The organism is Acinetobacter sp. YH12097, assembly GCF_013419225.1.
In the GTDB taxonomy this organism is placed as follows: Bacteria; Pseudomonadota; Gammaproteobacteria; order Pseudomonadales; family Moraxellaceae; genus Acinetobacter; species Acinetobacter amyesii.
The window spans coordinates 69,365-95,310 of the sequence record NZ_VPAN01000002.1 but is presented as its reverse complement, the minus strand read 5'-3'; the positions used below and the strand labels follow the sequence as shown (position 1 = coordinate 95,310).

The window sequence follows — 25,946 nt, the reverse complement described above, 5'->3', positions numbered from 1 at the left end:
GCTAAGTTAAAACATATAACGATAAAAAAGGATGAGACATGGATTTAGCCCAAATATTCATCCATGACACCACATGGACTTTTGCTGCCGAAGTGATTTTGCGTAGCGTCATTATGTTCGTTTTAATCATCGTATTCTTACGCCTAACAGGCAAACGCGGCGTGCGACAGTTATCCATCTTTGAAGTTGCGATACTCCTTGCTTTGGGTTCTATTGCAGGCGACCCAATGTTTGAAGAGGAGCTCCCCCTCCTGCAAGCTCTCATTGTGATGACGGTGGTAATTGGTTTATACCGCGTAATCACTTGGCTCATGATGAAATACCAACCCTTTGAAGATTTAATTGAAGGCAAAGCCCTCTACATTGTTGAAGATGGTGAATTAGTCTTAGAAAAAATTAAACAAGGTAAAATGTCACATGATGAATTCTTCTCTGAAATGCGTCAGCAAAATGTGGAGCATCTTGGACAAGTTCGAGTTGGCTTATTAGAAAGTGATGGCAAATTTAGTATTTTGTTTTATCCACCTGAACAAGTGTGTTATGGACTACCACTATTTCCGAAACCCTACAAAGCGGTTCGAGATATCAAAATGCATCAGCTGTATGCCTGTACGCACTGTGGCAAAACCATTTACATTCACGGTGCTCAGGATACCTGCCCGCGCTGCGGATGTTGTGACTGGGCTGAAGCGATTAATACACAGCGTTTAGCTTAAGCATTCAAGGCTAAAACTTTAAAATTCTTTGCCGCTTCAATTAAACACGTCATCAAAATACAGTAAGATCCAACGACCATCACCACAGACCCACCCTTGAATGTTTTTCGCCATCTAAAAGTGCAGCAGCAGAGATTTCATTGGTTAATATATGTGCATTATTTCAGTTCAGGCAAGCCATCCAGCTTTCATCTTTTGAAGACTACAAGATGCTCAGACAGACTCCCAAAAATGTATCATTCGTCAATTTTCAGTTTCATTCTCGCGCTAACATCTATCAATCAGATAAAAATACAAAATAATGAATTGCCCTGAATTAACTCAGAAATGGCGCTATTTGTTTTTCATTTTTTAAACAGATTCAAAAAACATAGTTTTTCACTTAATAATCATTCATTTAAGTTTCTCAATGCAAAACACTATTGCACCACTTTAGTGCATTATTATCACATTCATGCAAGTCTTTGCTTTATATCGAGCCTTCTACATTTTTTAGTTTTTTTAATCAAAATTTCCCTCTCTCACTCCTCTTTTCGAAATTATTCCGCTCGATATACTGAACTTCTTTTCGTGAACTAGCGCACTAAACTGGAACACCTTATGCAAAATATAGATCTCCTCTTTCTCCTTCTTGGTGCAGTCTTGGTTCTTGCCATGCATGCTGGCTTTGCATTTTTAGAATTAGGTACAGTACGACATAAAAATCAGGTCAATGCGCTGAGTAAAATTTTGACTGACTTTTCTATTTCCGCAATTGCATACTTTTTTGTGGGTTATTACATCTCTTATGGTCAGCACTTTTTTCATATTGGGGACACTTTAGCAGCCGATCATGGCTACAACTTAATGCGTTGTTTCTTCCTGCTGACTTTTGCCGCAGCTATTCCAGCGATTATTTCAGGTGGTATTGCTGAACGTGCAAAAATGCGGACTCAAGCGATTGCCACATTATTATTGGTCGCTTTGGTCTATCCATTCTTTGAAGGCATGGCATGGAATGGTAATTTTGGGCTACAAGTATGGTTAGAACGTACATTTGGCGCAGCCTTTCATGACTTTGCAGGTTCGGTCGTGGTACATGCGATGGGTGGTTGGATCGCTTTAGCTGCAGTACTTTTACTCGGTGCGCGTCATGGACGCTATAAAAAAGACGGTCGTATCAGCGCTCACCCGCCTTCAAGTATTCCATTCCTTGCCTTAGGTTCTTGGATTTTAATCGTCGGCTGGTTTGGCTTTAACGTGATGAGTGCGCAACGTTTGGATGCCATTTCAGGACTGGTTGCGATTAACTCTCTCATGGCAATGGTGGGCGGCACGCTTGCAGCAAACTTTATGGGTAAAAATGACCCCGGTTTCTTACATAACGGTCCATTAGCAGGTTTAGTCGCTATTTGTGCAGGTTCTGACGTGGTTCACCCTGTAGGCGCATTAATCATTGGAGCAATTGCTGGAGTTATTTTTGTAAAATTATTCACTTACACGCAGAACAAACTCAAAGTCGATGATGTACTTGGCGTATGGCCACTACACGGTGTCTGTGGTGCTTTCGGTGGTATTGCGGTGGGCATTTTTGGACAAAAATGGTTGGGCGGTTTAGGCGGTATTTCAATGATCTCTCAATGTATCGGCACGCTACTCGCAATCTTGATTGCATTGGCAGGTGGATTCATCGTTTATGGTCTACTCAAAGTAACGATGGGCATTCGCCTAGATCAAGAAGAAGAATTCCGTGGTGCAGACTTAAGTATTCACCGCATTTCAGCAAACTCTGAAGAAAACATGTTCTAAACAACACAATCTAAAGCGGCATTTATGCCGCTTTTTTTTACCCTGAACTTCGCATAAAGCTTGAGTTTAAATCACCTTATTTTAGAAAATCTAAGACCTGATCCAAATGCTGAATTTTATTCGGAATGCTGTGCTGTTGTTCAGCACTTAAAGTATGAAAGCCTTCAAGCAATACGGCAGACATCCCTGCTTGGCTCGCACCATAAATATCATTGACAGGATGATCACCAATAAATAAACACTCGGTTTCCGTCACGCCCAACTCACGACAACTGTACTGAAATATTTCAACTTTGGGCTTACTAATGCCTGCACTTTCCGAGCTGATGATCTGATCAAAATACGATGCAAAACCTAGTCCATTCAAAATATTGAGTCGCGTTGCATGTCCACCATTCGACACCACCGCCAGTTTATACTGCTGCTGTTTTAGTTGCTGCAGCAAGCTCAATGCTCCTGGCATCGCCACGGCAAATTGACCAAAGTGCTGAAACCAAAATTGTGTCAGCTCAACAAAATCGGGTTGATGTATCCAACTTAGCTCTGTTTGTAGGGCATAAGCGACAGATGCCCCAATACTCGGATGAGTAAGGAGTTCTTTTTTCGGATATCCCCCATTATCTATACGATTAATAATACTTTTAATCTGTACAGGGTCTACCTCCGCCAGCGTCGACTGATAAGACTCGGCTAAATACTGCGTATACGCATGAATGCTGTGATCTCGGTGAGTCAAGGTATTATCTAAATCAAAAAGGACTGCACGTATGCTCATAAATCTTTATTACTGAGTTTTCAAAAACTTTAACACAATGCTCGTTTTGCTTTATGCACCTTCTTCGCTATCGATATCGATACAGTTCAAATAGCCGATTAAGTCTGATTTAAGTTTCGTGGTTTCAAATAGCAGCATTCAAACAAAATAATTTCAGCACATCACACGACTTATGCTCTCGAACCGTTCTTTTTTATTGCGACAAGCCCTGCTGCTCACACTCAGCTTGGTTGGCCTCCTTTATGTTTTTCCCGTCGGTGGTTCGCTCGACCAAACTTTTATTCAGCCTTGGGTCGACCTACACGGTGGTTTTCCTCATCGTAATGATTGGGCACTTGCTGTGCTGAACCATCGCTATATCAAGAATATCGTCATTGGCGTATATGTCCTCTATATCGCAGCATGGATATGCAGTTTTAAATATCCGCATCTGAAAGCTCGCAAGTTTGAATTTGGCTATTTTATCGTAGTGGCTCTACTCAGCACGGCAATTATTGGTTTACTCAAATCACAATCTGCACATGCCTGCCCTTGGAATATGACAGCCGCCACAGCCCAAGGCTTTTCTTGGGATTTTTCAGCACGCCAAGGACACTGTTTTCCCGGTGGTCATGCTGCGACTGGTTTTGCCTTAATTACAGGATATTTTGTTTATCGAATACATCAACCTGCCCGTGCCTACTTCTTTTTATCTGCAGGGCTGATTTTAGGCTTTGCTTTTGGCTGGGCGCAAATGATGCGGGGTGCGCATTTTCTGAGTCATAACCTTTGGACCGCATGGATCATTTGGGCATTTAATTGTGTCATGTATCTATTGTTTTCTCGCCATTTCAATGCAATAACTACGCAGCAAAAGAGCAAAGCGTTTACATGGATCTGATCTTTAATTATCTAAATTGAACTTGATCTGAAAATGATTGAGTCACTCATGATTCACTGAATGGGATCTGTAAATTCACTTTCAGACCGCCCAATGCTTCACTTTTAGAAAACTCCAAATCCGCACCGATATGTTTTGCGGCTTTATCCACGATTGCCAGCCCTAAACCACTTCCAATTTCTTCATGATTATAAATTCGATAAAAGCGTTTTCGAATTTGCTCATATAAAGCAGGGTCGATGCCAGGCCCACTATCTTCAACCTGTACAACCGCCTGCCCCGCATGTTCAAAGACGGAGACATTAATCATGCCTTGTGCAGGGGTATATTTAATGGCATTATCAATCAAATTAAAAATAATTGAATGTACCGTTGGCTCAAGACTATATAAGGCAATGCTTTGTTGTTGCTCCATGCCAAGGTCAATATCTTTTTGCATGGCCAAATGCACCAGTTGCTCCACGCAATTGGTTGCAACTTGCTTAAGATCAAAATGTTGTTTGCGCTCAAGTTCAAAGACCGAGGCATCTTGTTTTGCCAAACTCAATAATTGACTCACCAAATGCTGAATACGAATTAAACCTTTACTCAAATTTTGTAGAGCGTCATCTTGTGGAAATTTTTGTAGCAAAATCTGCATTTGCAAATTCAGTGCGGTAATCGGGGTCCGTAACTCATGCGCTGCGTCAGCAATAAACTGGCGCTGTTCCTGCTGCGACAACGAAATTCGTTCAAACAACTGGTTCATTTCAATAATGGTTGGTGCAATTTCCTCTGGATAAGGCATTTGAGAGATTGGAGAAAGTTCAAAGGCATCCCGTTTTGCCAGTTCTTTTTTAAATTTTTCCAGTGGATTTAAACTGCGTTGAATCAACCATCCCAAAGCGATTAATGCAAAAGGTATGAAAACCAAATAGGGAATAAACATACTACTAGCCAATTCAGCAGCAAGATGTTGTCGAACCGATTCTTGCTGACTGACCTGAATTTGCCGATCTGCAAGTGGCAAAATATAGGTATGCCACTCATCTTGTTGGGTACTGTGAGTATAAAAACCGGCTTTGGGCTGAGGCGCGACCAATAATTTTAATTGATGGGTTTGATGCGCATTGGATTGATAGGCCCACACATCGACAAATAAATCTTCTTCGTGATAACGCTTATGTTGATCAAATTCGCTGCGAATGGGCTGCGGATCATGCTCTGCAACACGTTCCGCCAAATTTTGCATTTGCGCATCTAAAATTTCATTAATTTCTTCAAGTGCAATTCGATAAGCTGAAAACACCAAAAGACAGCCCAAAAGCATACTGAAAACAGACACATAAATAATTAGTCTCTTTTTCAGAGAATAAGGCTGCTGCATGGTCGATAATTCCTTTGCCTTAACCGAGTCGATAACCTAAACCACGAATGGTGCGAATAAAATCTTTGTCTAATTTTGTTCTGAGATGATGCACATACACTTCTATGGTATTACTGCTGATATCACTATCAAAATCATAAAGCTTATCTTCTAAATTGGCTTTCGAAAAAATCTTATTCGGATGTGTCACTAATGGAATCAATATGGCCCATTCACGGTTAGATAAATCGACATATTGCCCCTTATAGCGTGCAAGATGCTGCTCAATATCTAAAATCAATTCACCATGTTTTAAAATTTTCTGTGGTGCTTCGACTGAACTCAGCCCTGTGCGTCGAAGGAGCGCATGAATCCGTGCAAGTAATTCATCAAACTCATAAGGCTTAATCAGGTAGTCATCTGCCCCATGGTTTAAACCATCTACACGGTTTTGTAGTTGATCCCGTGCCGAGATGATTAATACTGGCAATTTGGGCTGCATTTGACGAATTTGTTTCAGGACTTGCATACCATCCATCATCGGCAAACCCAGATCCAGCAAGACGATATCAATTCCCCCTTGCATTATGAGCTTTAAGCCATCGATACCATTATTCACCCACTCGACTTCAAACTGTTGATAGTTCAACAAGGTTTTAGTCGATTCGGCAATCATGAAATCATCTTCAATAATAAGTATTTTGTGCATGGCTTAAGTCCTGCGCTGTACTGAAGTACATTGTTGCAACATATTGTTTTTTTCATCAATCACTTGAGTCTGCACATCGAGCAAACTTAATAGCGATGGAAATAGATTATCCTGACTTAATTTTTGGCTTTTTTGTGCCATTAAACAAGTATATTGCGCTGAATTATTTTTTTGCCACGCCGGTGAAAACCACATCAACATCGGTACATGGGTTTGCTGTGACGGTGCAATTGCGTATGGAGAACCGTGTAAATATAAGCCATGCTCACCTGTCGACTCGCCATGATCGGACAAATACCACAGTCCTGTTTGATAGTGGTCAGTCACTTTTAAGGTGTTAATCAATTCACTCAGCACATGGTCGGTATAAATAATACTGTTGTCATAACTATTTATTAATTCTATAGAGCTACATCCCTGTATGGCATTGCTATTACAGGTTGGCTTAAATTTTTGAAACGCTGCGGTACTTCGTTTGAAATAAGCAGGGCCATGACTGCCCATTTGGTGTAATACAATCAAACGGGGAGTTGGATCTGCTTTGGGGATCGAAGCCAAATATACCTTCAAACCATCCACTAAGATTTCATCATGACATTCGCCATCGGCATCACACCACTTTTTCTTCAGCGCTTCAGGAAATTCATATTTTTCAACACGTGTGCATGTGCCCTTACAGCCTGAATTATTATCTAGCCACGTCACCTTATAGCCTGCACGCTGTGCAATATCGAGTAAACCTTCGCGATGACTTGCAAGCTGTTCATCATATTCGGTTCTCGGCATACCCGAGAACATACAAGGAACAGACACAGCGGTTGCGGTGCCACATGAGCTGACTTGGCTAAAATTGATAATATTTTGCTGACTGAGTTCAGGATTGGTATTTTTAGCATAACCATTCAGTGAAAAACTTTCCGCGCGCGCAGTTTCACCAACCACTAAGACCATCAATTTTGGTAAGCTTTTGGCGCTTACGTTTTCAACCATATGTGCATCTTCACCATAGTTCAGCAATGGCAAATTCTGTTTCGGTGCTTTTTTGTGATAATAGGAAAATGTCGAAGCGATACTGTTTTGTGGTGAGAGCATGCCTTTTAAGTCACGATGCTCACGAAAGATCGCAGCATAATCGACAAAATAAACAAACAGCAAAGCACCCAAAAGGATGAGCGATAGCACTATATGTAGACCCTTTTTGGCTACGACCGTGCTTAGGGCTTCTTTATGCAGTGGCAAAAGCCAGATCAATAGCACTGGCAAAATAACCAGTCCAAAGACCCAGATAAAAAATTGTGGCGAGATTAAATCCTGCACTTCCTTTACATCTGTTTGCATCATGTTCTGCACTTGGTCAGATGTAATGGTCACGCCTAAACTATTGACGAAATAGGCACTCAAGCCACCAATGATCAGCAAAACACTCGCCAAAAGTTTTGAATTCCATCGCCATTGCAGGAGTTGCATCAGCACATTATAAAGTGCCACTACCACCAGTACGGTTGCCGCTAAAAATAGTCCGGCCTTCAGCCCCGTATAAGGTGTGAGCTGCTGGATTTGCTGATAAAACGCGAGGTTCAAAACCACCCCAAGCCATAAGGCAAGCACGAGGTTAAATTGACTTAAACTAAGTCTTGGAATTTTTTGCTGTATTTTAGCTATGACCTGAAGCATATTGGCATCAATTATTGATCTTTGATGCCCTAATCTAAAAATTCAAACTTAAAAATCACTTAAAACTGATCAAAACCAAGCAAGAAAAATCAAAAAAGGCGATGTAAAACATCGCTTTTTGAACAACTTAAATCTAAGTCTTAGAATTTAAATTCTAGACCTGTACCCAATACAGGTTGTTCGCTTTCATTCGAACCTTGTTCAAGTGCTAAGTAACCTGCATAACCATAAGCTTTCACTTGTTTGCTAAATGCATAATCCGCACCTGCAATGAATTGCTGAGCTTCGTAATCATCACCCACTTTATAGGTCGTGGTATTTTGACTATATTGTGCTTTTACTGTCCAAGCTTTTGCAGAAGGTAGATTGTATTCTGCACCGACTAACCAACCTTGTGCATCATCAATATTTGCTGCTGCAACATCATTACCTTTAGCAGCCTCAACCTCTGATGTTTGATACAATGCTTTGAGTGCCAAACCACCCTCAAGATTTACACGACCAATCGCACGAACAGTATTTGCAGCAGCAAATGCTTTTGTACCCGCAACTTCAGGACTTTCAGCATTTAAGATCCCTACACCACCAAAGTTCGATGGAATGGCTTTGTCATACGCTAAACCAGCAACAACAACGGGGCTGTCATAGACAACAGACGCCGACCAAGCATCGCCAAGACCACGACCTGCAGTTTTTACTACACCTTTGTCGCTCTTGATTCCTGAAGATTCACCTGTTGCAAGCAATGCATTAACTTTAATTGCACCTTCAGCAATTTTAAATGCTGGTGATTCATAGACAACAACGTTATCTACACGGTTCTCACCCGTCATGATGCCTGTAACATCAGCACGGTTACCCACGTAGTTGTTGAATGTATCAACCGGACTAGACAATTGTTTTAATGGGGTATCGTGTGCACCAACTTTCAATGTACCAAGTTTCGCATCTTTCAAACCAACGAAGCGGTTACGCTTAGACCAGTCATCGCCTTCGCCGTCTGAGTTAAATGCCCATTCAATTGCATAAACTGCGCTTAAACGGTCTGTCAGTTTTTCATCGCCCTTTAAACCCAAGAAAGAACTGTTTGAACTGATTTCAACGACATCTTTGTCTGAAACACCCGTTTTATTATCTTCAGGTAAATAATCAACTGACGCATCAATTTCACCGTAGAAGGTTGGTGCTGCAAAGGTTGACCCAGCCAAAAGGCTCAATGCGATAGCCGCTGCTAACTTAGTTTTCATCAAAAAATTTCCTTAAATTATTTTGTAACAGATATTACACACGCGAAACATATTACAAAATTATTAAAATAATATTTGCATTGCTCTTTTAGTGCTTTAGCTGATAAAAAACAACCAAAATCATGATTTAGAAGTGATTTTGGTCATTTTTTGATGCTTTTCCCCAAAATAGAATCGGGACTAAGCTCAATGCAGCCAAACCTGTGATCCAAAATAAATAAGTACTATAACCCAACTGATCGGCCACTATGCCACTGATGCTATACAGCCCCCCACTCACCGTCGCCATAATGGCAACCTGAAATGTAAAGTCCGTTGCTGCAAATGCTTTACGACTATATTGCATCACCAAAGTCAGCATGATCACGAGCAGCATGGCTGAAATCATGTCTTCGGCAGCATTGATCCCATAGATCAGCCATTCATGGACGGGCCGTTTTGCCTCGAACTGCAAAGCCAACCATGCATAGGCTAATAAGCTGAATATTTTCAATACTGAATAGAAAACCAAGGCCTGTGCCCGAGAAATATACTTCAAGCTAAGACCAGCAAGCCCTGCCCCAATTAAAGCAGCCACTGCACCTAGCATGGTGACATACAGACCAATTTGACTAAAACTCAATCCTAAATCGACCATCAGTGGCTTAAGTAAAGGACCTGCTAGACCATCTGCAAGCTTAAAACTCAATAAGATCATGAGCCACAGTGTGAGGGTTTTAGTTTGGGTAAAATAAGTCAAATACTGGCGAATAGCGTAGAACAAGCCTGAAGTATGTTTATGGTTGTTATCATTCTCTGGACTAGATTTTATGTTGAGTGGTGGCTTTGAAGGTTCTCGATACAGAAAAATAGGAATCGTATTGATGAACACCAATGCCGCTAAAAACAGAAAGGTGGCTTGCCAATCCAACCAATCCAAGACCCAAAGTACAGCACCACCGCCCACGATAAAGCCGAGTCTGGAACCAATCACCTGAAAGGTATTGCCCCAGTGCTGTTGGTCAGTTTTTAAAATATTGACGGCCAAGCCATCGGTTGCGACATCTTGAGTCGCACCAACCAAATTCATACTGAGTAAAGCCACAAAAAATAGCAGCAAATACATCGGTTCATTCAAGCTTTGGATCGGCAAAAAAGACAGGAAGACCAAGACCACCACGGACAACAACTGCATTGGAATAATCCAACTCCGATAGTGCCCTTTGGACCTTGAACCATGTCGATCAATCCACGGTGCCCAAAAAACTTTGATCGACCATGGCAGCATGAGTAATCCAAAGCCACCAATATGTGCCAAAGATACACCTTGCGCTCTTAAAATCACTGGTAAAGCATGCGTCATAAAACCGACAGGTAACCCTTGCGCCCAATATAAGGAAAACAGTAAAAGATAGAGCTGACGAAGCTGGATCATAAGTTCCTAAATGTTGAATGCGCTGAAGTTACATTTAGAGTAGTCAAAATACGGCTATTTTGCCAATGATCTAAAAAAATCATCGACCTAAGATAAGGTCAATGCTGATGCCATACTTTTAAATGTGCATCGCATCGAAAATGGATTTCACCTATATAAGAATATGCAATGAATCAAAAGACTCAATTATTTCCGGTTTTGCCCGATCAAGTCCCATCACGTGGTTCCACCCTGAGCCGCGCAATTTTTAAAAAACTTTTTTTGGCACAAGGATGGAAATTTGACGGCGAATTTCCCAACCTTGCCAAAGCTGTAGCGATCATTTCTCCGCATACTTCTAATATAGATGCATGGCATGGTTTTCTCGCCTTGCTTGGGATCGGGATAAAAATAACCATTTTTGGTAAAAACACCCTTTTTGATACTCCCTTAAAACCACTTTTGGATTGGGTCGGCGTGATCCCAGTACAGCGTGAAAATCCACATGGACTGACACGTGAAATTGCTGAGATTGTCCAAGCGACAGATCAAATTTGGATTGGAATGGCACCTGAGGGAACACGAAAAAAAGCCGATAAAATCAGGAGTGGTTTTTACTATATTGCCTATGAAGCACAGATACCTATTGTGATGTTTAGCTTTGATTATGCAAAGAAAATCATTCATTGCTTGGGTGTTTTTGAACCCAGTGGAGATTTTGAAACTGATCTCGAAAAAATTTTGAAGATATATGACGGGAAATTTTCCCCGAAAAATCCCGAATGGTTGGCATTGCCGTTACAAAAGCACTGGAAAAAGCCCTAGTCAAATGGCTATTTTTTTGATGTGATGTGCACTTTGTATATTTAACCATCAGATTTCACCCATGAAACTTTTGCATTACCTGATTCCTAGCCTCTTTGTATTGGCACTCACTGGCTGTGATTCTGCAACCAAAACGCCTGCGACCACGACACTTACACCAGCCAAAGCACGTGAACCGGTGATCGCGATTGCGCTCGGTGGTGGCGGTGCCAAAGGTTTTGCACATATTGGTGTGCTTAAGGTGCTCGAATCACATGGTATTAAACCTAAAATTGTGACTGGGACCAGTGCGGGTAGTTTTGTCGGTAGCTTATATGCCAGCGGTAAAACACCATATCAAATGCAGCAATTGGCCCTGAACTTTAAAGAGTCTGATATTCGTGATTTAACCTTAAATAGCCAAGGCATTATTCAAGGGCAAAAACTGCAAGACTTTGTTAATAAAAACGTCGGCAATAAATCAATTGAACAATTTCCAAAGCGCTTTGCTGCTGTAGCCACCCGTTTGGATAATGGCAGTAAAACTGAATTTAACCGTGGTAATGCAGGCCAAGCGGTACGTGCATCGTGCAGTATTCCGAATGTATTTGTACCTGCAACCATTGCAGGGGTGAAATATGTCGATGGTGGTTTAGTCAGCCCGATTCCAGTGAAAACGGCACGTGATATGGGTGCAGATATCGTGATTGCGGTTGATATTTCTGCGCGTCCTGACGGTAGCAAAGCCGTAAGCATGTTTGGTTTACTCGATCAAACCATTAACATCATGGGACAACAAAGTATTAATGAAGAACTGAAAAATGCCAATTTCGTGATTCAACCTAAAGTGGGACATATTGGCACACTCGATTTGAAGTCGAGCAATGCGACGATTTTAGAAGGTGAAAAAGCGGCACAGCTTAAAGTGAATAGCATTATTAAGGCGATCGATAACTTTAAACAGTCTCCTGCGGCCTTTAAACCAGCACCAAAAGCGAAAATATAATTCAACGATTTTTTTTATATTCATTGAGTTATACATCTGCTACATTGATATAGATACTGGTTCATCTATATCAATTCACCCTTATATAAGAGTAGATGTATGGAATTTATTTTAGAACCTTGGCACTGGTTTGTATTGGGCGTCGCTTTGATGCTTTTTGAACTGATTTTGCCGTCTTTTGCAGCGCTCTGGTTTGGTGTTTCTGCAATTTTGGTTGGGATCTTATATTGGATCTTTCCATCCATGGACTTTAATGTGCAAATTGTGGTTTGGATTATTTTTGCCGTGCTCTGCACATTTTTGTGGTTCAAATTTATTAAGCCTTTATCCATTGATAAAACCAAAGCAGGTCTGTCACGTGAAGCGACGATTGGCCAAGTGGGTATGGTGATTCAAACCCAGCTCAATCATGGCAGCGTAAAAGTTCGCTTCCCAATGCCTGTTTTAGGTTCAGACGAATGGCATTGCCGTACCCAAGATGCACTTCAAGTCGGTGATCGCGTTCGCGTGACCGATATTTTAGGCAATGATTTAGTCGTCCAACTGCACAGCAGCAACCACCCCGCTGACAATCCATAAATAAGTGAGAAATGACATGTCTGGTGTTTCTATTGTTTTTTTAGCGCTCTTAGTTTTTGTAGCCGTCACCATTTTTAAAGGTGTTCGTATTGTTCCCCAAGGTTATAAATGGATTGTTCAGCGTTTAGGTAAATACCATACCACGCTCAATCCGGGACTGAACTTTGTGATTCCGTATGTCGATGAAGTGGCTTATAAAGTCACAACCAAAGATATCGTGTTAGATATTCCCTCTCAGGAAGTGATCACACGTGACAACGCGGTACTGCTGATGAATGCTGTGGCTTATATCAATTTAACCACGCCTGAAAAAGCAGTTTACGGTATTGAAAACTACACATGGGCGATTCAAAACTTAGTTCAAACCTCTTTACGTTCTATTGTCGGTGAAATGGACCTCGATGATGCACTTTCATCGCGTGATCATATTAAGGCTAAACTTAAAGCTGCTATTTCTGATGATATCTCTGACTGGGGTATTACGCTTAAAACTGTAGAAATTCAAGATATTAAACCTTCTCATACCATGCAAGCAGCAATGGAAGAGCAAGCGGCAGCGGAACGTCAACGTCGTGCGACAGTGACCAAGGCAGACGGTGAAAAACAAGCGGCGATTTTGGAAGCAGATGGTCGTTTAGAAGCCTCTCGTCGTGATGCAGAAGCTCAAGTGGTACTGGCAGAGTCTTCTCAACGTGCAATTGAAATGGTGAGTTCAGCCGTCGGCGATAAAGAAATTCCAGTTGCATACTTACTCGGTGAACAATACGTCAAAGCCATGCAAGATATGGCTAAATCTAATAATGCCAAAACTGTGGTATTACCTGCGGATGTACTTAACACCATTCGTGGTGTGATGGGACGTAATAACTAAATCTTCGCATTAATTAAAATGGGTCGTGACATACGGCCCATTTTTATGCCCAAAACAAAAAAGAAGGCAAAGTTTGAGAATTTATGTTTAAATTTCACGTTATTTTTTTGACGTTTTAGGACTTATCGTTCGATTTCACCTACTTGGCGTAGGCAAATCCCATTGAGTCCCCTAATTAAACGCAATTGTCCAACGCCAAAGCGGATACCGTATGAGCTCCCTGAATCCCACCCTAATTACCTTTCTTTTTTATATTGTCGCCATGGTCGTGATCGGTTTACTTGCATACCGTGCGACCAGTAACTTTTCTGACTACATTTTAGGTGGCCGCCGATTAGGGAGCTTTGTCACTGCCCTTTCTGCAGGTGCATCGGATATGAGTGGTTGGTTGCTCATGGGTCTTCCGGGGGCGATTTACCTTTCAGGTTTATCTGAAATGTGGATTGCAATTGGTCTGATCATCGGTGCTTGGCTCAACTGGCTACTTGTTGCAGGTCGTCTCCGGGTACATACCGAAGTTCAAAATAATGCCTTGACCCTACCTGACTATTTCTCAAATCGTTTTAACGATCAAAAGAAAATCTTACGTATCGTGTCTGCTGTAATTATTTTGATTTTCTTCGCAATTTACTGTGCTTCAGGCATGGTTGCAGGCGCTCGATTATTTGAAAGTATGTTTGGTATGTCGTATAGCACTGCGCTTTGGATCAGTGCCATTGCAACGGTGAGCTATGTGTTTATTGGTGGCTTCCTTGCTGTCAGTTGGACCGATACCATTCAAGCGGGCTTTATGATTTTTGCCTTGCTGCTGACACCTATCGTGGTCATGTTGTCGTTCTCTGATTTAACCCAATTCACTCTGGCACTTGAAGCAGCACGCCCTCAAGCCATGGATGTATTTGCTGACTTAAGTTTTGTCGCAATCATGTCTTTATTGGCATGGGGCTTAGGCTATTTTGGTCAACCGCATATTTTAGTGCGCTTCATGGCAGCAGATTCAGTTAAATCGATTCCTAATGCACGCCGTATTGGTATGACATGGATGACGCTCTGCCTCGGTGGCGCAGTTGCAGCAGGCTTCTTCGGTATTGCTTATTTCCAACAGCATCCAGAACTAGCAGGTGTCGTTACAGCTAACCCTGAAACGGTCTTTATGGAATTGACTAAAATTCTATTTAACCCATGGGCTGCAGGTATCGTATTGGCTGCGATTTTAGCTGCGATCATGAGTACCTTAAGCTGTCAGCTTTTAGTCTGCTCAAGTACATTAACTGAAGACTTTTATAAATCATTCTTACGCAAAAATGCTTCACAAAAAGAATTGGTTTGGGTCGGCCGTTTCATGGTGTTAATGATTGCGTTGCTTGCGATCTATATGGCGGGTAATCCTGACTCTAAAGTCCTTGGTCTCGTAGCATATGCATGGGCAGGCTTTGGTGCTGCATTTGGCCCACTGATTATCATGTCATTGTTCTGGAAACGTATGACATTGAACGGTGCTTTAGCCGGTATGGTGGTTGGTGCTGTTATGGTTATTCTATGGAAAAACCTCTGGGGCGATACAGGCGTTTATGAAATTATACCGGGCTTCATCTGCTCACTCATTGCAATCATCATTGTGAGTTTAATGGGCAAAGCGCCATCTGCTGAAGTCACTGAAAAATTTGAAGAAGCAGATCGTATCTATAAAGAAAGTATTTAAGACCAATAGCACTTAAATTTAATTTCTAAGTTTTAATATCTGCAAAAAAGGACGCCTAGCGTCCTTTTTTGTTTTTATCATGTCATCCATTTAGATATTACCTAGATGGTTTATTTCCTTCTGTTCCAAATGTACAAAATATAAAAATGCCCACAACATGTTACATGTGTGGGCTGAGGTCTTTTACTGCGTCATATTAACTTTGACGTTTTAATAAAAACTGCGTGATCTTGTGTAATTCTGCCGCATCTTCTGCAAAATAATCCAAAGCTTGAAGCGCTTGTGCATGTAATTCTTCTGCATAAGCTTGGGCTTGATCAAGACCCATTAGCGCAGGATATGTCGATTTATCCACTTGTTGATCTTTACCCGCTGTTTTACCCAATGCCTCAGTATCAGCAATAATATCTAAAATATCATCTTGCACCTGAAAGGCTAAACCAATCGCAAGACCAAATTCGCGGAGTTTAGGAATAGCTTGATCTGTGCCATTAAATATTGTCACTGCCGCCATCATGATTGCTGCAGAAATTAAAGCGCCGGTTTTATTTCGATGAATGTTTTCTAGTTCATCCTGACTGACGTGTTTGCCTTCCGCTTGTAAGTCTAGGACTTGTCCATTGACCATTTTTGAAGTTGCAGTCGCTAAAATTTGCATTTGCTTTAAGATAATCGGCGCTTCAACTGCTGGGCCTTGATCAAAGAGACGACTGCCTAAAACTTCAAAAGCCATCGATTGTAAAATATCGCCAGCAAGTAAGGCCGTATCTTCACCAAAAGCCACATGACAAGTTGGTTGACCACGACGAAGTAAATCATTGTCCATACACGGCAAATCATCGTGTGCCAATGAATAGCAATGAATAAATTCAATTGCCACCGCAGCACGGCGTACTGCTGCAAAATTGGTATTGGGTTTTAACGCTGCTGTTGCATAACAAAGTGCCGGTCGAACACGTTTTCCACCCAACATCACAGCATGATACACCGCCCCTTTTAAGGGTTCTGGAATTGAAAATGCATCAAGCGCTGTCAGTAAATCCTGCTGAATACGCTGCTGCGCTTCTGTCAGGGCATGTGTGGAAACGTCTGTTAAAGAAGACACATTCACCTCAAATACTTTAAATATTTAACTGCTTCGTTCATTAGCAAATCGACTGCCAATGTTTTCTGTCAATTTTGACCTGTTGCATCATACTGCTTTCTCAGATCTTTCTCTATGTTACGACCTAAATCTATGTGTTTTTCCCACAGTCTGATGGTTTTTTAAATGTCGTTTCCTCAAATAGCGCCACATTTTGTCCATCATTAAAACAAGTACAATTTTTCGAGCCTTTCTTGGCTTGATACAAAGCCTGATCGGCACGTGCCAATGTTTCAAAAAATGACTCTGTACCATCCCACAAGGCCACTCCGCATGAGATACTCAGTTGTAAAGCCTTATCCGCATAATTCATCGAAGAAGCATAGATTTGCTCACAACATTGTTGTGCAATCGAACATGCAGTCGATATAGCCGTGCGTGGCAAAATCATTGCAAACTCTTCCCCACCCATGCGATATATTTGTGCATCTGCGTGTTGACTAATTTGCACCCTTAAAAGCTGCGCACTTTTTCTTAAAACCTCATCGCCAAACGCATGACCGTAGATATCATTGATTTGCTTAAAATTGTCTAAATCGAGCATCATCAAACAAATTTCATCGGCTTGTTCAACCGCGAAGCTTTTTTGCCACTGAGAAAGGTCTAAATCAAAACCTCGTCGATTTTTTATCCCTGTCAGATAATCAAAATAAACTTGTTGTTCGAGTTGTTGGTTATGTTTCAACAGCGATAATTCGAATTGCTTTAAATTTGTAATATCCGCACAGCACAACAACACACGTTCCAAATCGCCACTTTGTTGAAACTTTGGTTTGAGCGTGAACCAATAATGCCGTTCATTTTCACTATACATAAAGGGTTCAATGCTATCGTTCTCTAAACAGCGTAAATCAAACTCAGAACTTGTGGCTTTGGTTTTTTGCTGCATCACAGACACATGATTTAATACGATCTCTTGTAAGTCTGACTGAAACCGATGTTTAAATATTTGATTGGCGCATATCAGCTCAGCTGTGGCAGAAAATAACGCAGCAGGCATTGGCAACGCTTCTAATACAGCCAATTGTTCAGTAGGTATTTCCGATTTTATTAAGTCTTTTTTAAGCATGGTTTCGCTACTTTTTTCAGGGCAAAGCTACGCAAAATGCTAACAAAATTAATCTGACATAAATCACAGAAACTTTCTAATATTAAATGCAGTTCATATTATATAAAAATATATACCAATTCATGATTTGCTTATTCATATAAAAGATAAAGGCAAAAAAAAGCCCCTGCAAAGCAGAGGCTGATTTCAAATGAGATGTTAAATGCTTAATCCAAACTATCCGCAGGAATACGCACCCAACCTTCCATTAAGACACGCGCACTTCGGCTCATTACGGCTTTTTTAACGACCCACTGACCATTTTCATAAATCGCTTGCGCACCTACACGTAACGTCCCAGATGGATGTCCGAAACGCACGGCTTCTCGCTCCCCACCACCCGCGGCTAAGTTCACAAGTGTCCCCGGTATCGCAGCTGCTGTACCAATGGCAACTGCCGCTGTGCCCATCATGGCATGATGCAGTTTCCCCATCGACAAGGCACGAACCAATAAGTCCGTATCGTGTTCTGAAATTTGTTTAGAACTCGAAGATGTATAAGCTTTCGGTTTTGAAACAAATGCAATCTTTGGTGTATGTTGACGTTGCTCTGCTTCAGCAATATCTGAAATCAAACCCATTTGCTGCGCACCATAAGCACGGATTTTTTCAAAACGGGCCAATGCCTTAGCATCACCGTTGATCGCATCTTGCAGTTCAGTGCCGACATAACCAATATCTTCTGCATTTAAGAAAATCGTTGGAATACCTGCATTAATGAATGTTGCAGGGAAACTGCCTTCATCGGGTACGGTTAAGGTATCGACCAAATTCCCTGTAGGGAACATAGCGCCGCCATCTTCACCATCATCTGCGGGGTCTAAAAATTCAATTTGAACTTCGGCTGCTGGGAAGGTCACACCATCTAGTTCAAAATCACCGGTTTCTTGTACTGCACCATCAGTAATAGGTACATGCGCAATAATGGTTTTTTGAATATTGGCTTGCCAAATGCGAACCGTACACAAACCATTTTCAGGAATACGTGATGCCTCAACCAAACCATTTGAAATGGCAAATGCACCAACCGCTGCCGTTAAGTTTCCGCAGTTACCACTCCAGTCGACAAATGCTTTATCTATCGACACTTGTCCAAATAGATAGTCTACATCATGCTCAGGCTGTGAACTTTTTGCCAAAATCACGGTTTTACTGGTACTTGAAGTCGCTCCACCCATCCCATCAATTTGTTTGCCATAAGGATCTGGACTGCCAATCACACGTAATAAAAGTTGATCGCGAACTTTTCCAGCTTGTTGTGCTGCAAGGGGCAAATCATCTAGCTTGAAAAATACACCTTTACTTGTACCACCACGCATATAAGTCGCTGCAATTTTAATTTGGGGAGCAAAACTCATTTTTATTGAATCCTTAATCTTTATCATTGTGTTTTGGCAGAGCGTTCTTTTCTGCGCTTTTGCATCATACAATGTTTAATTGAAGTTTTAACAATCACATGACTTAAGTATAAAAAAACAACATTCGATACCTTTTCCATATAAAACCAAGCATCAGAATTTCAATTAAAATAAAATTAATCTATTGATTCATAAATTTTTAATTCAGCATTTAAAACGAAAAATAGGTTATTAAACCTATAAATATTTTTCATAAATTTTGAGCTACTAGGCTATTCATTCTCTATACATTACAATTACCAAAATTAAACCATTCTCGGGAAGAGTAACTTGACTACCAATTCCTCCGAACTCAAGCGTGGCTTAAAGAATCGTCATATTCAATTGATTGCCATGGGTGGTGCAATTGGTACAGGCTTATTCTTGGGCTCAGCGCATGTGATTCAATCTGCTGGACCATCCATTATTCTTGGCTACGCCATTGGCGGTTTGATCGCCTTTCTAATTATGCGTCAGTTGGGTGAAATGATCGTCCATGAACCTGTAGCGGGTTCATTTAGCCATTTTGCATATAAATATTGGGGGAAATTTCCAGGTTTCTTAACAGGTTGGAACTACTGGATTCTCTATATTTTAGTGGCAATGACAGAACTCACCGCTGTTGCGAAATACATCAATTACTGGTGGCCTCATATTCCAGCGTGGGCATCTGTACTGTTCTTCTTCGTGATCATCACTGTAGTAAACTTAGGCAATGTGAAGTTTTATGGTGAATCTGAGTTTTGGCTGTCGATTATTAAAGTCACTGCAGTTATTTCGATGATCGTATTTGGTTTGTATTTGCTACTTACAGCAGATGCCAACTCTACAGCATCATTTACCAACTTATGGAGTCAGGGCGGCTTCTTCCCAAATGGTTTTGAAGGCTTATTCTTCATGCTAGCTTTCTTGATGTTCGCCTTCGGTGGTATTGAACTGATTGGTATGGCGGCAGCGGAAGCTGAAAATCCAAAAGAAACTATTCCTAAAGCGATTAACCAAGTTGTTTTTCGTATTTTGATTTTCTACGTGGGTTCTTTGACTATTCTATTATCACTTGTGCCATGGAATCAGCTTGAACTAGGTGGTTTAGACAAAAGTCCATTTGTGATGATCTTTAGCCAACTGGGTATTGATTGGGCTGCACATTTACTGAACTTCATTATTTTAACTGCAGCACTGTCTGTTTATAACAGCGGTATGTATGCCAATAGCCGTATGCTTTACAGCTTGGCGAAGCAAGGTAATGCTCCAAAAGTTTTCGCTAAAACCAACAAAAGTGGCGTGCCAATTCCAGCGGTATTACTTTCTGCAGTCCTGATTTTCGGTTGCGTACTCTTAAACTACTTCGTACCTGAAGATGCGCTTGGTCACTTAATGTATGTGGTGGTTGGTGCACTTGTCCTGAACTGGGCGATGATTACCATGACTCACTTACAGTTCCGTCGTGCAAAACGTATTTTGAATTTTACAACGTCTTATCCTGCACTTTGGGCACCAGTCAGCAACTACATCGTTCTGATCTTTATTGCTTTAGTTCTCTTTATTATGTGGACTCAGGGCTTTATGGAATCTGTTCTAATGATCCCTGTTTGGATTACAGTCATGTTATTAATGTTTAACTATCTTAATCCTAAAGATTTGAGCGACATTGACCCCAATGAAGTTCATAAAGACTAAGTAATTTAAAAAGTTATTGTTTCGGCAATAACTTTTTTTTTAGCTAAAATAGGAGTACATTAGCCTCCGTCTTGCGCTCTTAGCTTAACTGGATAGAGCAGTTGCCTCCTAAGCGACCGACGTGGGTTCGAGTCCCGCAGAGCGCACAATTTCTGAGATATCCCTCCTCCCTGTATTTGTAATCCCCCATATACCAATAAATATAAAGAAAGAACCTTTCACACTAAAAACCCATCAATTACAGTTTTTAACTTAGTTATTGTTTTTACAAAGATTACTGTTCAAAGACTATTTTTAAGAACAGTTAAATAGCGCTTTAAAATGTGATAACCACCTACCTCTCAATGCAAAAAACGACACATAGTATGGTCCATAAGGCCAAAAAATCAATTTATGACTGCTCATATCAAAATTTTTTCAATTTTTTTCTAGGTTTAGAAAATAATGCGCTAAATGAAAATATTAAATAATAATCAAAATGTTATATATACTAATTAGTACTTTTACTCTAAAAATAGCAACTTTTAGCCATATTTTTCAATCTAGAGCATTTACTCTTATTTTAATTATGCTATTTTTGTCACATGGAGTAACAATTAAGCCTAAGAGTATTAAGAAGTTTTCCATAACGAATATATGCAGTAACCATAAAAATCAAATTCGTATCTCAAGGAATGACGAAGAATGAAATTAAAAACTTTAGCTACAGCCATGATTCTTGCTTCAGTTCCAATGACAGGTGCTTTTGCAGCAGCACTAGATCGTTCAGGACAATCTATTTCTGCATTTTTACAACCAGGGAACTATTTTGAAGCAGGTATTTCGGTTTTAGATCCGAATGTTTCAGGGAAGATGAACAGCACTGCACCTGCTAGCAACCCAACATTAGGAGCTCTTGCTAATACATCACTAGATGACATGGCGGGTGATTACTATTTTCCACACGCAGCATTAAAATTACAGCTAACTGATAATTTTTCTTTTGGTTTACTATATGATCAACCTTTTGGTGCAGAAGCTAAATATAGTGCAACAGATCAAACACTACCAGTTGCAGGTAACCCTGGCGCATTCCAATTAATGGGCGAAACAACGGAAGTCGAAGTTAACACTCAAAATATCTCGATGATATTAGGTTTTCAACCAATTGAAAATTTTAACATATACGGCGGTGGTGTTTATCAAACAGTAAAAGGTGATGTTCAACTACGCGGTATTGCATATGGAGCAAACCAAGCTCTCGGTTTATATAATGCAAATATGAAAGAAGATAGTGCCGTTGGTTGGTTAGCAGGAGTAGCGTACCAAATCCCAGAAATTGCTTTAAAAGCATCTATTACTTACCGTTCTGAGATTGATCACGAAGCTGCAACCACTGAAACTGGAAGCAGTGCTCTACTAGGCGGTGCTTTTTCAACGCGTGCTGACACTAAGATCACCACACCGCAGTCTGTTAACCTTGATTTTCAAACTGGTATCATGGCCGACACTGTCGCATTTGCAAATGTACGTTGGGTAGATTGGTCAAATTTTGCAATTCGCCCAACCGCTTTTGGTAAAGCATCTGAAACATTAGGTGCCCTTGGTCGTGGTCCTGTTGGTGGATTTGACCTTGTTGCTTATTCTGACGATCAAATCAATGCTACAGTTGGTATAGGTCGTAAATTGAGTGAACAATGGGCTGGTAACGTTTCTGTAGGTTGGGATTCTGGTGCAGGCAACCCTGTATCAACACTTGGTCCTACTGAAGGCTACTGGAACGTTGGCTTAGGTTTACAATTCAGCCCAGCGCCTAACTACTTTATCGCAGGTGGTGTTAAATACTTCATGTTAGGTGATGCTGAAGCACAACCTGCATCAATGTTTGGTACAAATGAATCAGTAGCATCATTTGAAGATAACGATGCTTGGGCATACGGTTTAAAAATCGGTTACCGCTTCTAATTTAAATATGATTCGGGCCATAGTTCGCTATGGCCCTAACTTTTTATTCTTTCCCTATCTTGTTTGATCAAACAATAAACATTTAAATTTACTAAAACATTTATCAAAAACTAAGCTTTTTACTCTAATTTTTCATTTAAAAATCATAAAGATAATTATCAATCACTAGAATAAATACTCTAGTCATGCTCATTTTTTAACTTCCCTAGTTCAATTTTAGAGTAGCAACTCTTATTTACTGTTTTTCTATTTATGTTACTTTCCACACATTGAAATAACATCAAAAGTTACAAACAGGGAAAAGTATGCGCTTAAATCACCTTAGCTACGCAATTTTACTTACCGCTTTACCAACAGCATCATTATTTGCAGCGGGTCTAGATCGTTCAGGTCAGTCTATTTCAGCATTCTTACAACCTGGTAACTATGCAGAAGCAGGTATCACTGTTCTAGATGCAGAAGTAAAGTCAAATGAACTTAATGTCGATGACATGGCGAAGTCATATTACTTCCCTTCCGCTGCTGTCAAAGTACAAGCGACTGACAAAATTTCACTAGGTTTAATTTACGACCAACCATACGGTGCAGAAGCTGAATATGATGCTGCATCGCAAGTATTTGGTAATGGTGCTCAAGGTACATCTGTAGATGTTAAAACTGAAAGCTTAACTGCCCTAATTGGTTACCAACCAAACGAAAATTGGAACTTTTATGCAGGTCCAGTTTGGCAAACTGTAGAAGCCAATATCAAACTACGTGGTGCTGCTTATGGTGGTAATGCCAAACTTGGTACTTATAACATCGAAATGGAACGTGAAGAAGCTTATGGCTGGTTAGCAGGTGTTGCTTATTCGATTCCTGAAATTGCATTAAAAGCGGCTATTACCTACCGCTCTGAAATTGAACATAATACAAAATCCAATGAAACTACGCTTCTACCGTATCCATCTTTAAGTGCGCTGACATCATCTGTTGATGCAACAACACCTCAATCAGTTAACTTAGATTTCCAAACAGGTATTGCTAAAGATACGCTAGCATTTGCCAATGTTCGTTGGGTACATTGGAGCCAGTTTGCGGTTAAACCAACTTTACTTGGTAACGTAAGTTCAATTCCAGCACCTCATGTCCGTCAAAATCTTATTGATTACTCAGACGACCAATGGTCAGCTAATGTTGGTGTAGGCCATAAATTTAACAGCAAATGGTCTGGTTCTGCATCTGTAGGTTACGATTCGGGTGCTGGCAACCCTATTACGACTTTAGGCCCTGTTGAAGGGAATTGGAATGTTGGTCTAGGTGGTCAATATAGTCCTGCTGAAAACTATTTCATCCAAGCAGGTGTTAAATACTTCTGGTTAGGTGATGCTACTGCTCAAACTGGTGGTAATCCAGTAGGTGAATTTGAAGATAACCATGCGCTTGGCTATGGTTTGAAAATAGGCTATCGCTTCTAAGTTGTTAGAACAGCTTTGCATTAAACAAGAAAGGGCGCATAAGCGCCCTTTTCTATAACCAGCTATACAGAATTAAGCTGGAATATCACGCACTGAAGCATTACGAATCGCTTCTTTTAATGCAGCATAGCCGTGAATTGGTGGGAATTGTGGAAATTCTGCAATCACATTGTCAGGCGCATCAAATAAGAAACCCGCATCTGCTTCACTAAGCATCGTCGTATCGTTATAAGAATCACCTGCTGCAATCACCCGGAAGTTTAACCCATGCAATGCTTGAACGGCTTTACGCTTTTGATCAGGTTGACGAAGCTTATAAGCTGAGATCATACCATTTTCATCAGTTTCTAATTTGTGGCAGAAAATCGTTGGCCAACCAAGTTGCTGCATTAATGGATGTGCAAACTCATAGAAAGTATCTGAAAGAATAATCAATTGAAAATGAGTACGCACCCACTCTACAAACTCTTTTGCACCTTCAAATGGCCCCATATCTGCGATTACGTCTTGAATATCGTTTAAACCCAAACCGTGTTGTTTTAGGATATTTAAACGCTGAGTCATCAACACATCGTAATCTGGAATGTCACGAGTCGTTGCTTCAAGTTCTTTAATGCCTGTTTTTTTCGCAAAATTAATCCAAATTTCAGGTACTAAAACCCCTTCTAGATCTAAACAAACGACTTCCATGCACTCTACCCTCTGTTATGTGAAAAAAATTTTTCATTATCATAGCGGAAGAATAAAAAAATGCATTGTTCTTTTTTAAATCTATTTTTTTCATAAGTATCTATTTTTTAGTGATAAGTGTGTTTTAGCATTTCCATTAAAATAGTTCTGAAATAAATTAATATAGGTTTTAACGTTCCAAGCCTATAGCCAGGACATTCATGACTACCATCCCTACTATTGACCTTGTCGATGCACTTGCATCTGAATATGCAGATAAATCACCTTCTGAGATTATGAAACTTGCGCTTAGCCAGCAAGGTGAAGTTGCGATTTCCTTTTCTGGTGCAGAAGATGTTGTACTGATTGATCTTGCATCAAACTTAGGGATTCCTTTTCGTGTATTTAGTTTAGATACCGGTCGCTTACACCCTGAAACTTACCAATTTTTAGATACTGTCCGTAAACATTATAAAATTGATATTGAAATCTGTTTCCCAGAAAGTGATGCCGTACAAAAACTGGTAACAGAAAAGGGCTTTTTTAGCTTCTATCAAGATGAACATAAAGAATGCTGTGGTATCCGTAAAGTACAACCTTTGCGTAAAAAACTAGCCACTTTAGATGGCTGGATCACAGGTCAACGTAAAGACCAAAGCCCAGGCACACGTAATGAAATTCCAGTGGTACAAGCTGACCCAGGTTTTTCAGGTCCGGGCAAGCAATTGATTAAATATAATCCTTTGGCAAACTGGTCTAGCGCTGATGTATGGAACTATATCCGTCTCATGGAAATTCCATATAATCCACTACACGAACGTGGCTTTATCTCGATTGGCTGTGAACCATGTACTCGACCTGTTTTACCGAATCAACACGAACGTGAAGGTCGCTGGTGGTGGGAAGATGCAACCCATAAAGAATGCGGCTTACACGCAGGCAACATGAAAAAATAAAGATCACAAAACCACTGCATAGCAGTGGTTTTTTTCAACGCATAGATACACATAATTCCGTATCATTTCAACGTAAAAACGCTATACTGCAAATGACAATTT

At 40.6% G+C, this 25,946-nt stretch carries 22 protein-coding genes and 1 tRNA gene; 13 read left to right on the top strand and 10 right to left on the bottom strand.

All coding sequences use genetic code 11. The features are described from left to right. The first annotated feature begins 38 nt into the window (after positions 1-38). Both FTU37_RS02005 and FTU37_RS02000 read left to right on the top strand, forming a co-directional pair. Positions 39-716: a DUF421 domain-containing protein gene (locus tag FTU37_RS02005; RefSeq protein WP_180123695.1), complete on the top strand. Its 678-nt coding sequence runs from the start codon at positions 39-41 to the stop codon at positions 714-716. 600 nt (positions 717-1,316) lie between these two features. Then, positions 1,317-2,504 (top strand): ammonium transporter, encoded by a 1,188-nt coding sequence (locus FTU37_RS02000; protein WP_180123694.1) that lies wholly within the window; start codon positions 1,317-1,319, stop codon positions 2,502-2,504. Positions 2,505-2,580: 76 nt separating this feature from the next. On the opposite strand, the gene FTU37_RS01995 is transcribed toward FTU37_RS02000, so the two are convergent. Beyond that, positions 2,581-3,279: an HAD family hydrolase gene (locus FTU37_RS01995; protein WP_180123693.1), complete on the bottom strand. Its 699-nt coding sequence runs from the start codon at positions 3,277-3,279 to the stop codon at positions 2,581-2,583. A gap of 172 nt (positions 3,280-3,451) precedes the next feature. On the opposite strand from FTU37_RS01995, the gene FTU37_RS01990 reads away from it, so the two are divergent. Then, entirely contained in the window at positions 3,452-4,159 is a 708-nt protein-coding gene (locus tag FTU37_RS01990) for a phosphatase PAP2 family protein (protein ID WP_180123692.1), read from the top strand. A gap of 46 nt (positions 4,160-4,205) precedes the next feature. Here FTU37_RS01990 and FTU37_RS01985 read toward each other — a convergent pair whose 3' ends face one another. The 5 genes from FTU37_RS01985 to FTU37_RS01965 all read right to left on the bottom strand — a co-directional run bounded on the left by FTU37_RS01985 (position 4,206) and on the right by FTU37_RS01965 (position 10,548). Then, the gene (locus FTU37_RS01985; protein ID WP_180123691.1) at positions 4,206-5,525 is read right to left on the bottom strand and encodes an ATP-binding protein; all 1,320 of its coding nucleotides are present in this window, start codon (positions 5,523-5,525) and stop codon (positions 4,206-4,208) included. Between the two features lie 19 nt (positions 5,526-5,544). Then, entirely contained in the window at positions 5,545-6,213 is a 669-nt protein-coding gene (locus tag FTU37_RS01980; protein WP_078189962.1) for a response regulator transcription factor, read from the bottom strand. A 3-nt stretch (positions 6,214-6,216) separates the two neighbouring features. Beyond that, positions 6,217-7,887, bottom strand: coding sequence for a phosphoethanolamine transferase (locus FTU37_RS01975; RefSeq protein ID WP_180022303.1), 1,671 nt, complete (start codon positions 7,885-7,887; stop codon positions 6,217-6,219). A gap of 140 nt (positions 7,888-8,027) precedes the next feature. After that, positions 8,028-9,134 (bottom strand): porin, encoded by a 1,107-nt coding sequence (locus tag FTU37_RS01970; protein ID WP_180110676.1) that lies wholly within the window; start codon positions 9,132-9,134, stop codon positions 8,028-8,030. Positions 9,135-9,261: 127 nt separating this feature from the next. Continuing rightward, a complete protein-coding gene (locus FTU37_RS01965; RefSeq protein WP_180123690.1) occupies positions 9,262-10,548 on the bottom strand; it encodes an MFS transporter in 1,287 nt (428 codons plus the stop codon). A 168-nt stretch (positions 10,549-10,716) separates the two neighbouring features. Between FTU37_RS01965 and FTU37_RS01960 the strand changes: the two genes are divergently transcribed. The 5 genes from FTU37_RS01960 (at position 10,717) to putP (ending at position 15,489) form a co-directional block, all read left to right on the top strand. Further along, complete coding sequence (locus tag FTU37_RS01960) at positions 10,717-11,352, top strand: 1-acyl-sn-glycerol-3-phosphate acyltransferase (protein WP_180123689.1); 636 nt, start codon at positions 10,717-10,719, stop codon at positions 11,350-11,352. Between the two features lie 61 nt (positions 11,353-11,413). Next, complete coding sequence (locus FTU37_RS01955; RefSeq protein WP_180123688.1) at positions 11,414-12,337, top strand: patatin-like phospholipase family protein; 924 nt, start codon at positions 11,414-11,416, stop codon at positions 12,335-12,337. A 99-nt stretch (positions 12,338-12,436) separates the two neighbouring features. Further along, on the top strand, positions 12,437-12,916 hold the full coding sequence (locus FTU37_RS01950; RefSeq protein ID WP_180022299.1) for an NfeD family protein: 480 nt from the start codon (positions 12,437-12,439) through the stop codon (positions 12,914-12,916). A 16-nt stretch (positions 12,917-12,932) separates the two neighbouring features. Beyond that, positions 12,933-13,787: an SPFH domain-containing protein gene (locus FTU37_RS01945; protein WP_078189969.1), complete on the top strand. Its 855-nt coding sequence runs from the start codon at positions 12,933-12,935 to the stop codon at positions 13,785-13,787. Positions 13,788-13,998: 211 nt separating this feature from the next. Further along, positions 13,999-15,489, top strand: coding sequence for a sodium/proline symporter PutP (gene putP, locus FTU37_RS01940; protein ID WP_180123687.1), 1,491 nt, complete (start codon positions 13,999-14,001; stop codon positions 15,487-15,489). 196 nt (positions 15,490-15,685) lie between these two features. On the opposite strand, the gene FTU37_RS01935 is transcribed toward putP, so the two are convergent. The 3 genes from FTU37_RS01935 to prpF form a co-directional block, all read right to left on the bottom strand. Beyond that, positions 15,686-16,594, bottom strand: a complete 909-nt coding sequence (locus tag FTU37_RS01935) for a polyprenyl synthetase family protein (protein WP_180004317.1) — start codon at positions 16,592-16,594, stop codon at positions 15,686-15,688. Positions 16,595-16,724: 130 nt separating this feature from the next. After that, complete coding sequence (locus tag FTU37_RS01930; RefSeq protein ID WP_180123686.1) at positions 16,725-17,702, bottom strand: GGDEF domain-containing protein; 978 nt, start codon at positions 17,700-17,702, stop codon at positions 16,725-16,727. 206 nt (positions 17,703-17,908) lie between these two features. Next, positions 17,909-19,099 (bottom strand): 2-methylaconitate cis-trans isomerase PrpF, encoded by a 1,191-nt coding sequence (gene prpF, locus FTU37_RS01925; RefSeq protein ID WP_180004315.1) that lies wholly within the window; start codon positions 19,097-19,099, stop codon positions 17,909-17,911. 330 nt (positions 19,100-19,429) lie between these two features. On the opposite strand from prpF, the gene FTU37_RS01920 reads away from it, so the two are divergent. The 4 genes from FTU37_RS01920 (at position 19,430) to FTU37_RS01905 (ending at position 24,219) form a co-directional block, all read left to right on the top strand. Continuing rightward, a complete protein-coding gene (locus FTU37_RS01920; RefSeq protein WP_180050425.1) occupies positions 19,430-20,818 on the top strand; it encodes an amino acid permease in 1,389 nt (462 codons plus the stop codon). 73 nt (positions 20,819-20,891) lie between these two features. After that, positions 20,892-20,964: transfer RNA gene (locus FTU37_RS01915), tRNA-Arg, on the top strand. Positions 20,965-21,502: 538 nt separating this feature from the next. Next, a complete protein-coding gene (locus FTU37_RS01910) occupies positions 21,503-22,762 on the top strand; it encodes an OmpP1/FadL family transporter (RefSeq protein WP_180004314.1) in 1,260 nt (419 codons plus the stop codon). A 305-nt stretch (positions 22,763-23,067) separates the two neighbouring features. Then, complete coding sequence (locus tag FTU37_RS01905; RefSeq protein WP_180004312.1) at positions 23,068-24,219, top strand: OmpP1/FadL family transporter; 1,152 nt, start codon at positions 23,068-23,070, stop codon at positions 24,217-24,219. A 72-nt stretch (positions 24,220-24,291) separates the two neighbouring features. Here FTU37_RS01905 and thrH read toward each other — a convergent pair whose 3' ends face one another. After that, positions 24,292-24,909: a bifunctional phosphoserine phosphatase/homoserine phosphotransferase ThrH gene (thrH, locus tag FTU37_RS01900; RefSeq protein WP_180113435.1), complete on the bottom strand. Its 618-nt coding sequence runs from the start codon at positions 24,907-24,909 to the stop codon at positions 24,292-24,294. Positions 24,910-25,109: 200 nt separating this feature from the next. On the opposite strand from thrH, the gene FTU37_RS01895 reads away from it, so the two are divergent. Beyond that, positions 25,110-25,844 carry a phosphoadenylyl-sulfate reductase gene (locus FTU37_RS01895; RefSeq protein ID WP_168379034.1) on the top strand — a complete coding sequence of 245 codons (735 nt, stop codon included), beginning with the start codon at positions 25,110-25,112 and terminating at the stop codon, positions 25,842-25,844. Positions 25,845-25,946 lie beyond the last annotated feature (102 nt).

Coding starts and splice junctions, on each gene's coding strand:
- putP (WP_180123687.1), top strand. CDS start 13,999: ATGAGCTCCCTGAATCCCACCCTAATTACCTTTCTTTTTTATATTGTC.
- FTU37_RS01970 (WP_180110676.1), bottom strand. CDS start 9,134: ATGAAAACTAAGTTAGCAGCGGCTATCGCATTGAGCCTTTTGGCTGGG.
- prpF (WP_180004315.1), bottom strand. CDS start 19,099: ATGAGTTTTGCTCCCCAAATTAAAATTGCAGCGACTTATATGCGTGGT.
- FTU37_RS01985 (WP_180123691.1), bottom strand. CDS start 5,525: ATGCAGCAGCCTTATTCTCTGAAAAAGAGACTAATTATTTATGTGTCT.
- FTU37_RS01980 (WP_078189962.1), bottom strand. CDS start 6,213: ATGCACAAAATACTTATTATTGAAGATGATTTCATGATTGCCGAATCG.
- thrH (WP_180113435.1), bottom strand. CDS start 24,909: ATGGAAGTCGTTTGTTTAGATCTAGAAGGGGTTTTAGTACCTGAAATT.
- FTU37_RS01975 (WP_180022303.1), bottom strand. CDS start 7,887: ATGCTTCAGGTCATAGCTAAAATACAGCAAAAAATTCCAAGACTTAGT.
- FTU37_RS02005 (WP_180123695.1), top strand. CDS start 39: ATGGATTTAGCCCAAATATTCATCCATGACACCACATGGACTTTTGCT.
- FTU37_RS01990 (WP_180123692.1), top strand. CDS start 3,452: ATGCTCTCGAACCGTTCTTTTTTATTGCGACAAGCCCTGCTGCTCACA.
- FTU37_RS01955 (WP_180123688.1), top strand. CDS start 11,414: ATGAAACTTTTGCATTACCTGATTCCTAGCCTCTTTGTATTGGCACTC.
- FTU37_RS02000 (WP_180123694.1), top strand. CDS start 1,317: ATGCAAAATATAGATCTCCTCTTTCTCCTTCTTGGTGCAGTCTTGGTT.
- FTU37_RS01910 (WP_180004314.1), top strand. CDS start 21,503: ATGAAATTAAAAACTTTAGCTACAGCCATGATTCTTGCTTCAGTTCCA.
- FTU37_RS01895 (WP_168379034.1), top strand. CDS start 25,110: ATGACTACCATCCCTACTATTGACCTTGTCGATGCACTTGCATCTGAA.
- FTU37_RS01965 (WP_180123690.1), bottom strand. CDS start 10,548: ATGATCCAGCTTCGTCAGCTCTATCTTTTACTGTTTTCCTTATATTGG.
- FTU37_RS01905 (WP_180004312.1), top strand. CDS start 23,068: ATGCGCTTAAATCACCTTAGCTACGCAATTTTACTTACCGCTTTACCA.
- FTU37_RS01960 (WP_180123689.1), top strand. CDS start 10,717: ATGAATCAAAAGACTCAATTATTTCCGGTTTTGCCCGATCAAGTCCCA.
- FTU37_RS01950 (WP_180022299.1), top strand. CDS start 12,437: ATGGAATTTATTTTAGAACCTTGGCACTGGTTTGTATTGGGCGTCGCT.
- FTU37_RS01945 (WP_078189969.1), top strand. CDS start 12,933: ATGTCTGGTGTTTCTATTGTTTTTTTAGCGCTCTTAGTTTTTGTAGCC.
- FTU37_RS01995 (WP_180123693.1), bottom strand. CDS start 3,279: ATGAGCATACGTGCAGTCCTTTTTGATTTAGATAATACCTTGACTCAC.
- FTU37_RS01930 (WP_180123686.1), bottom strand. CDS start 17,702: ATGCTTAAAAAAGACTTAATAAAATCGGAAATACCTACTGAACAATTG.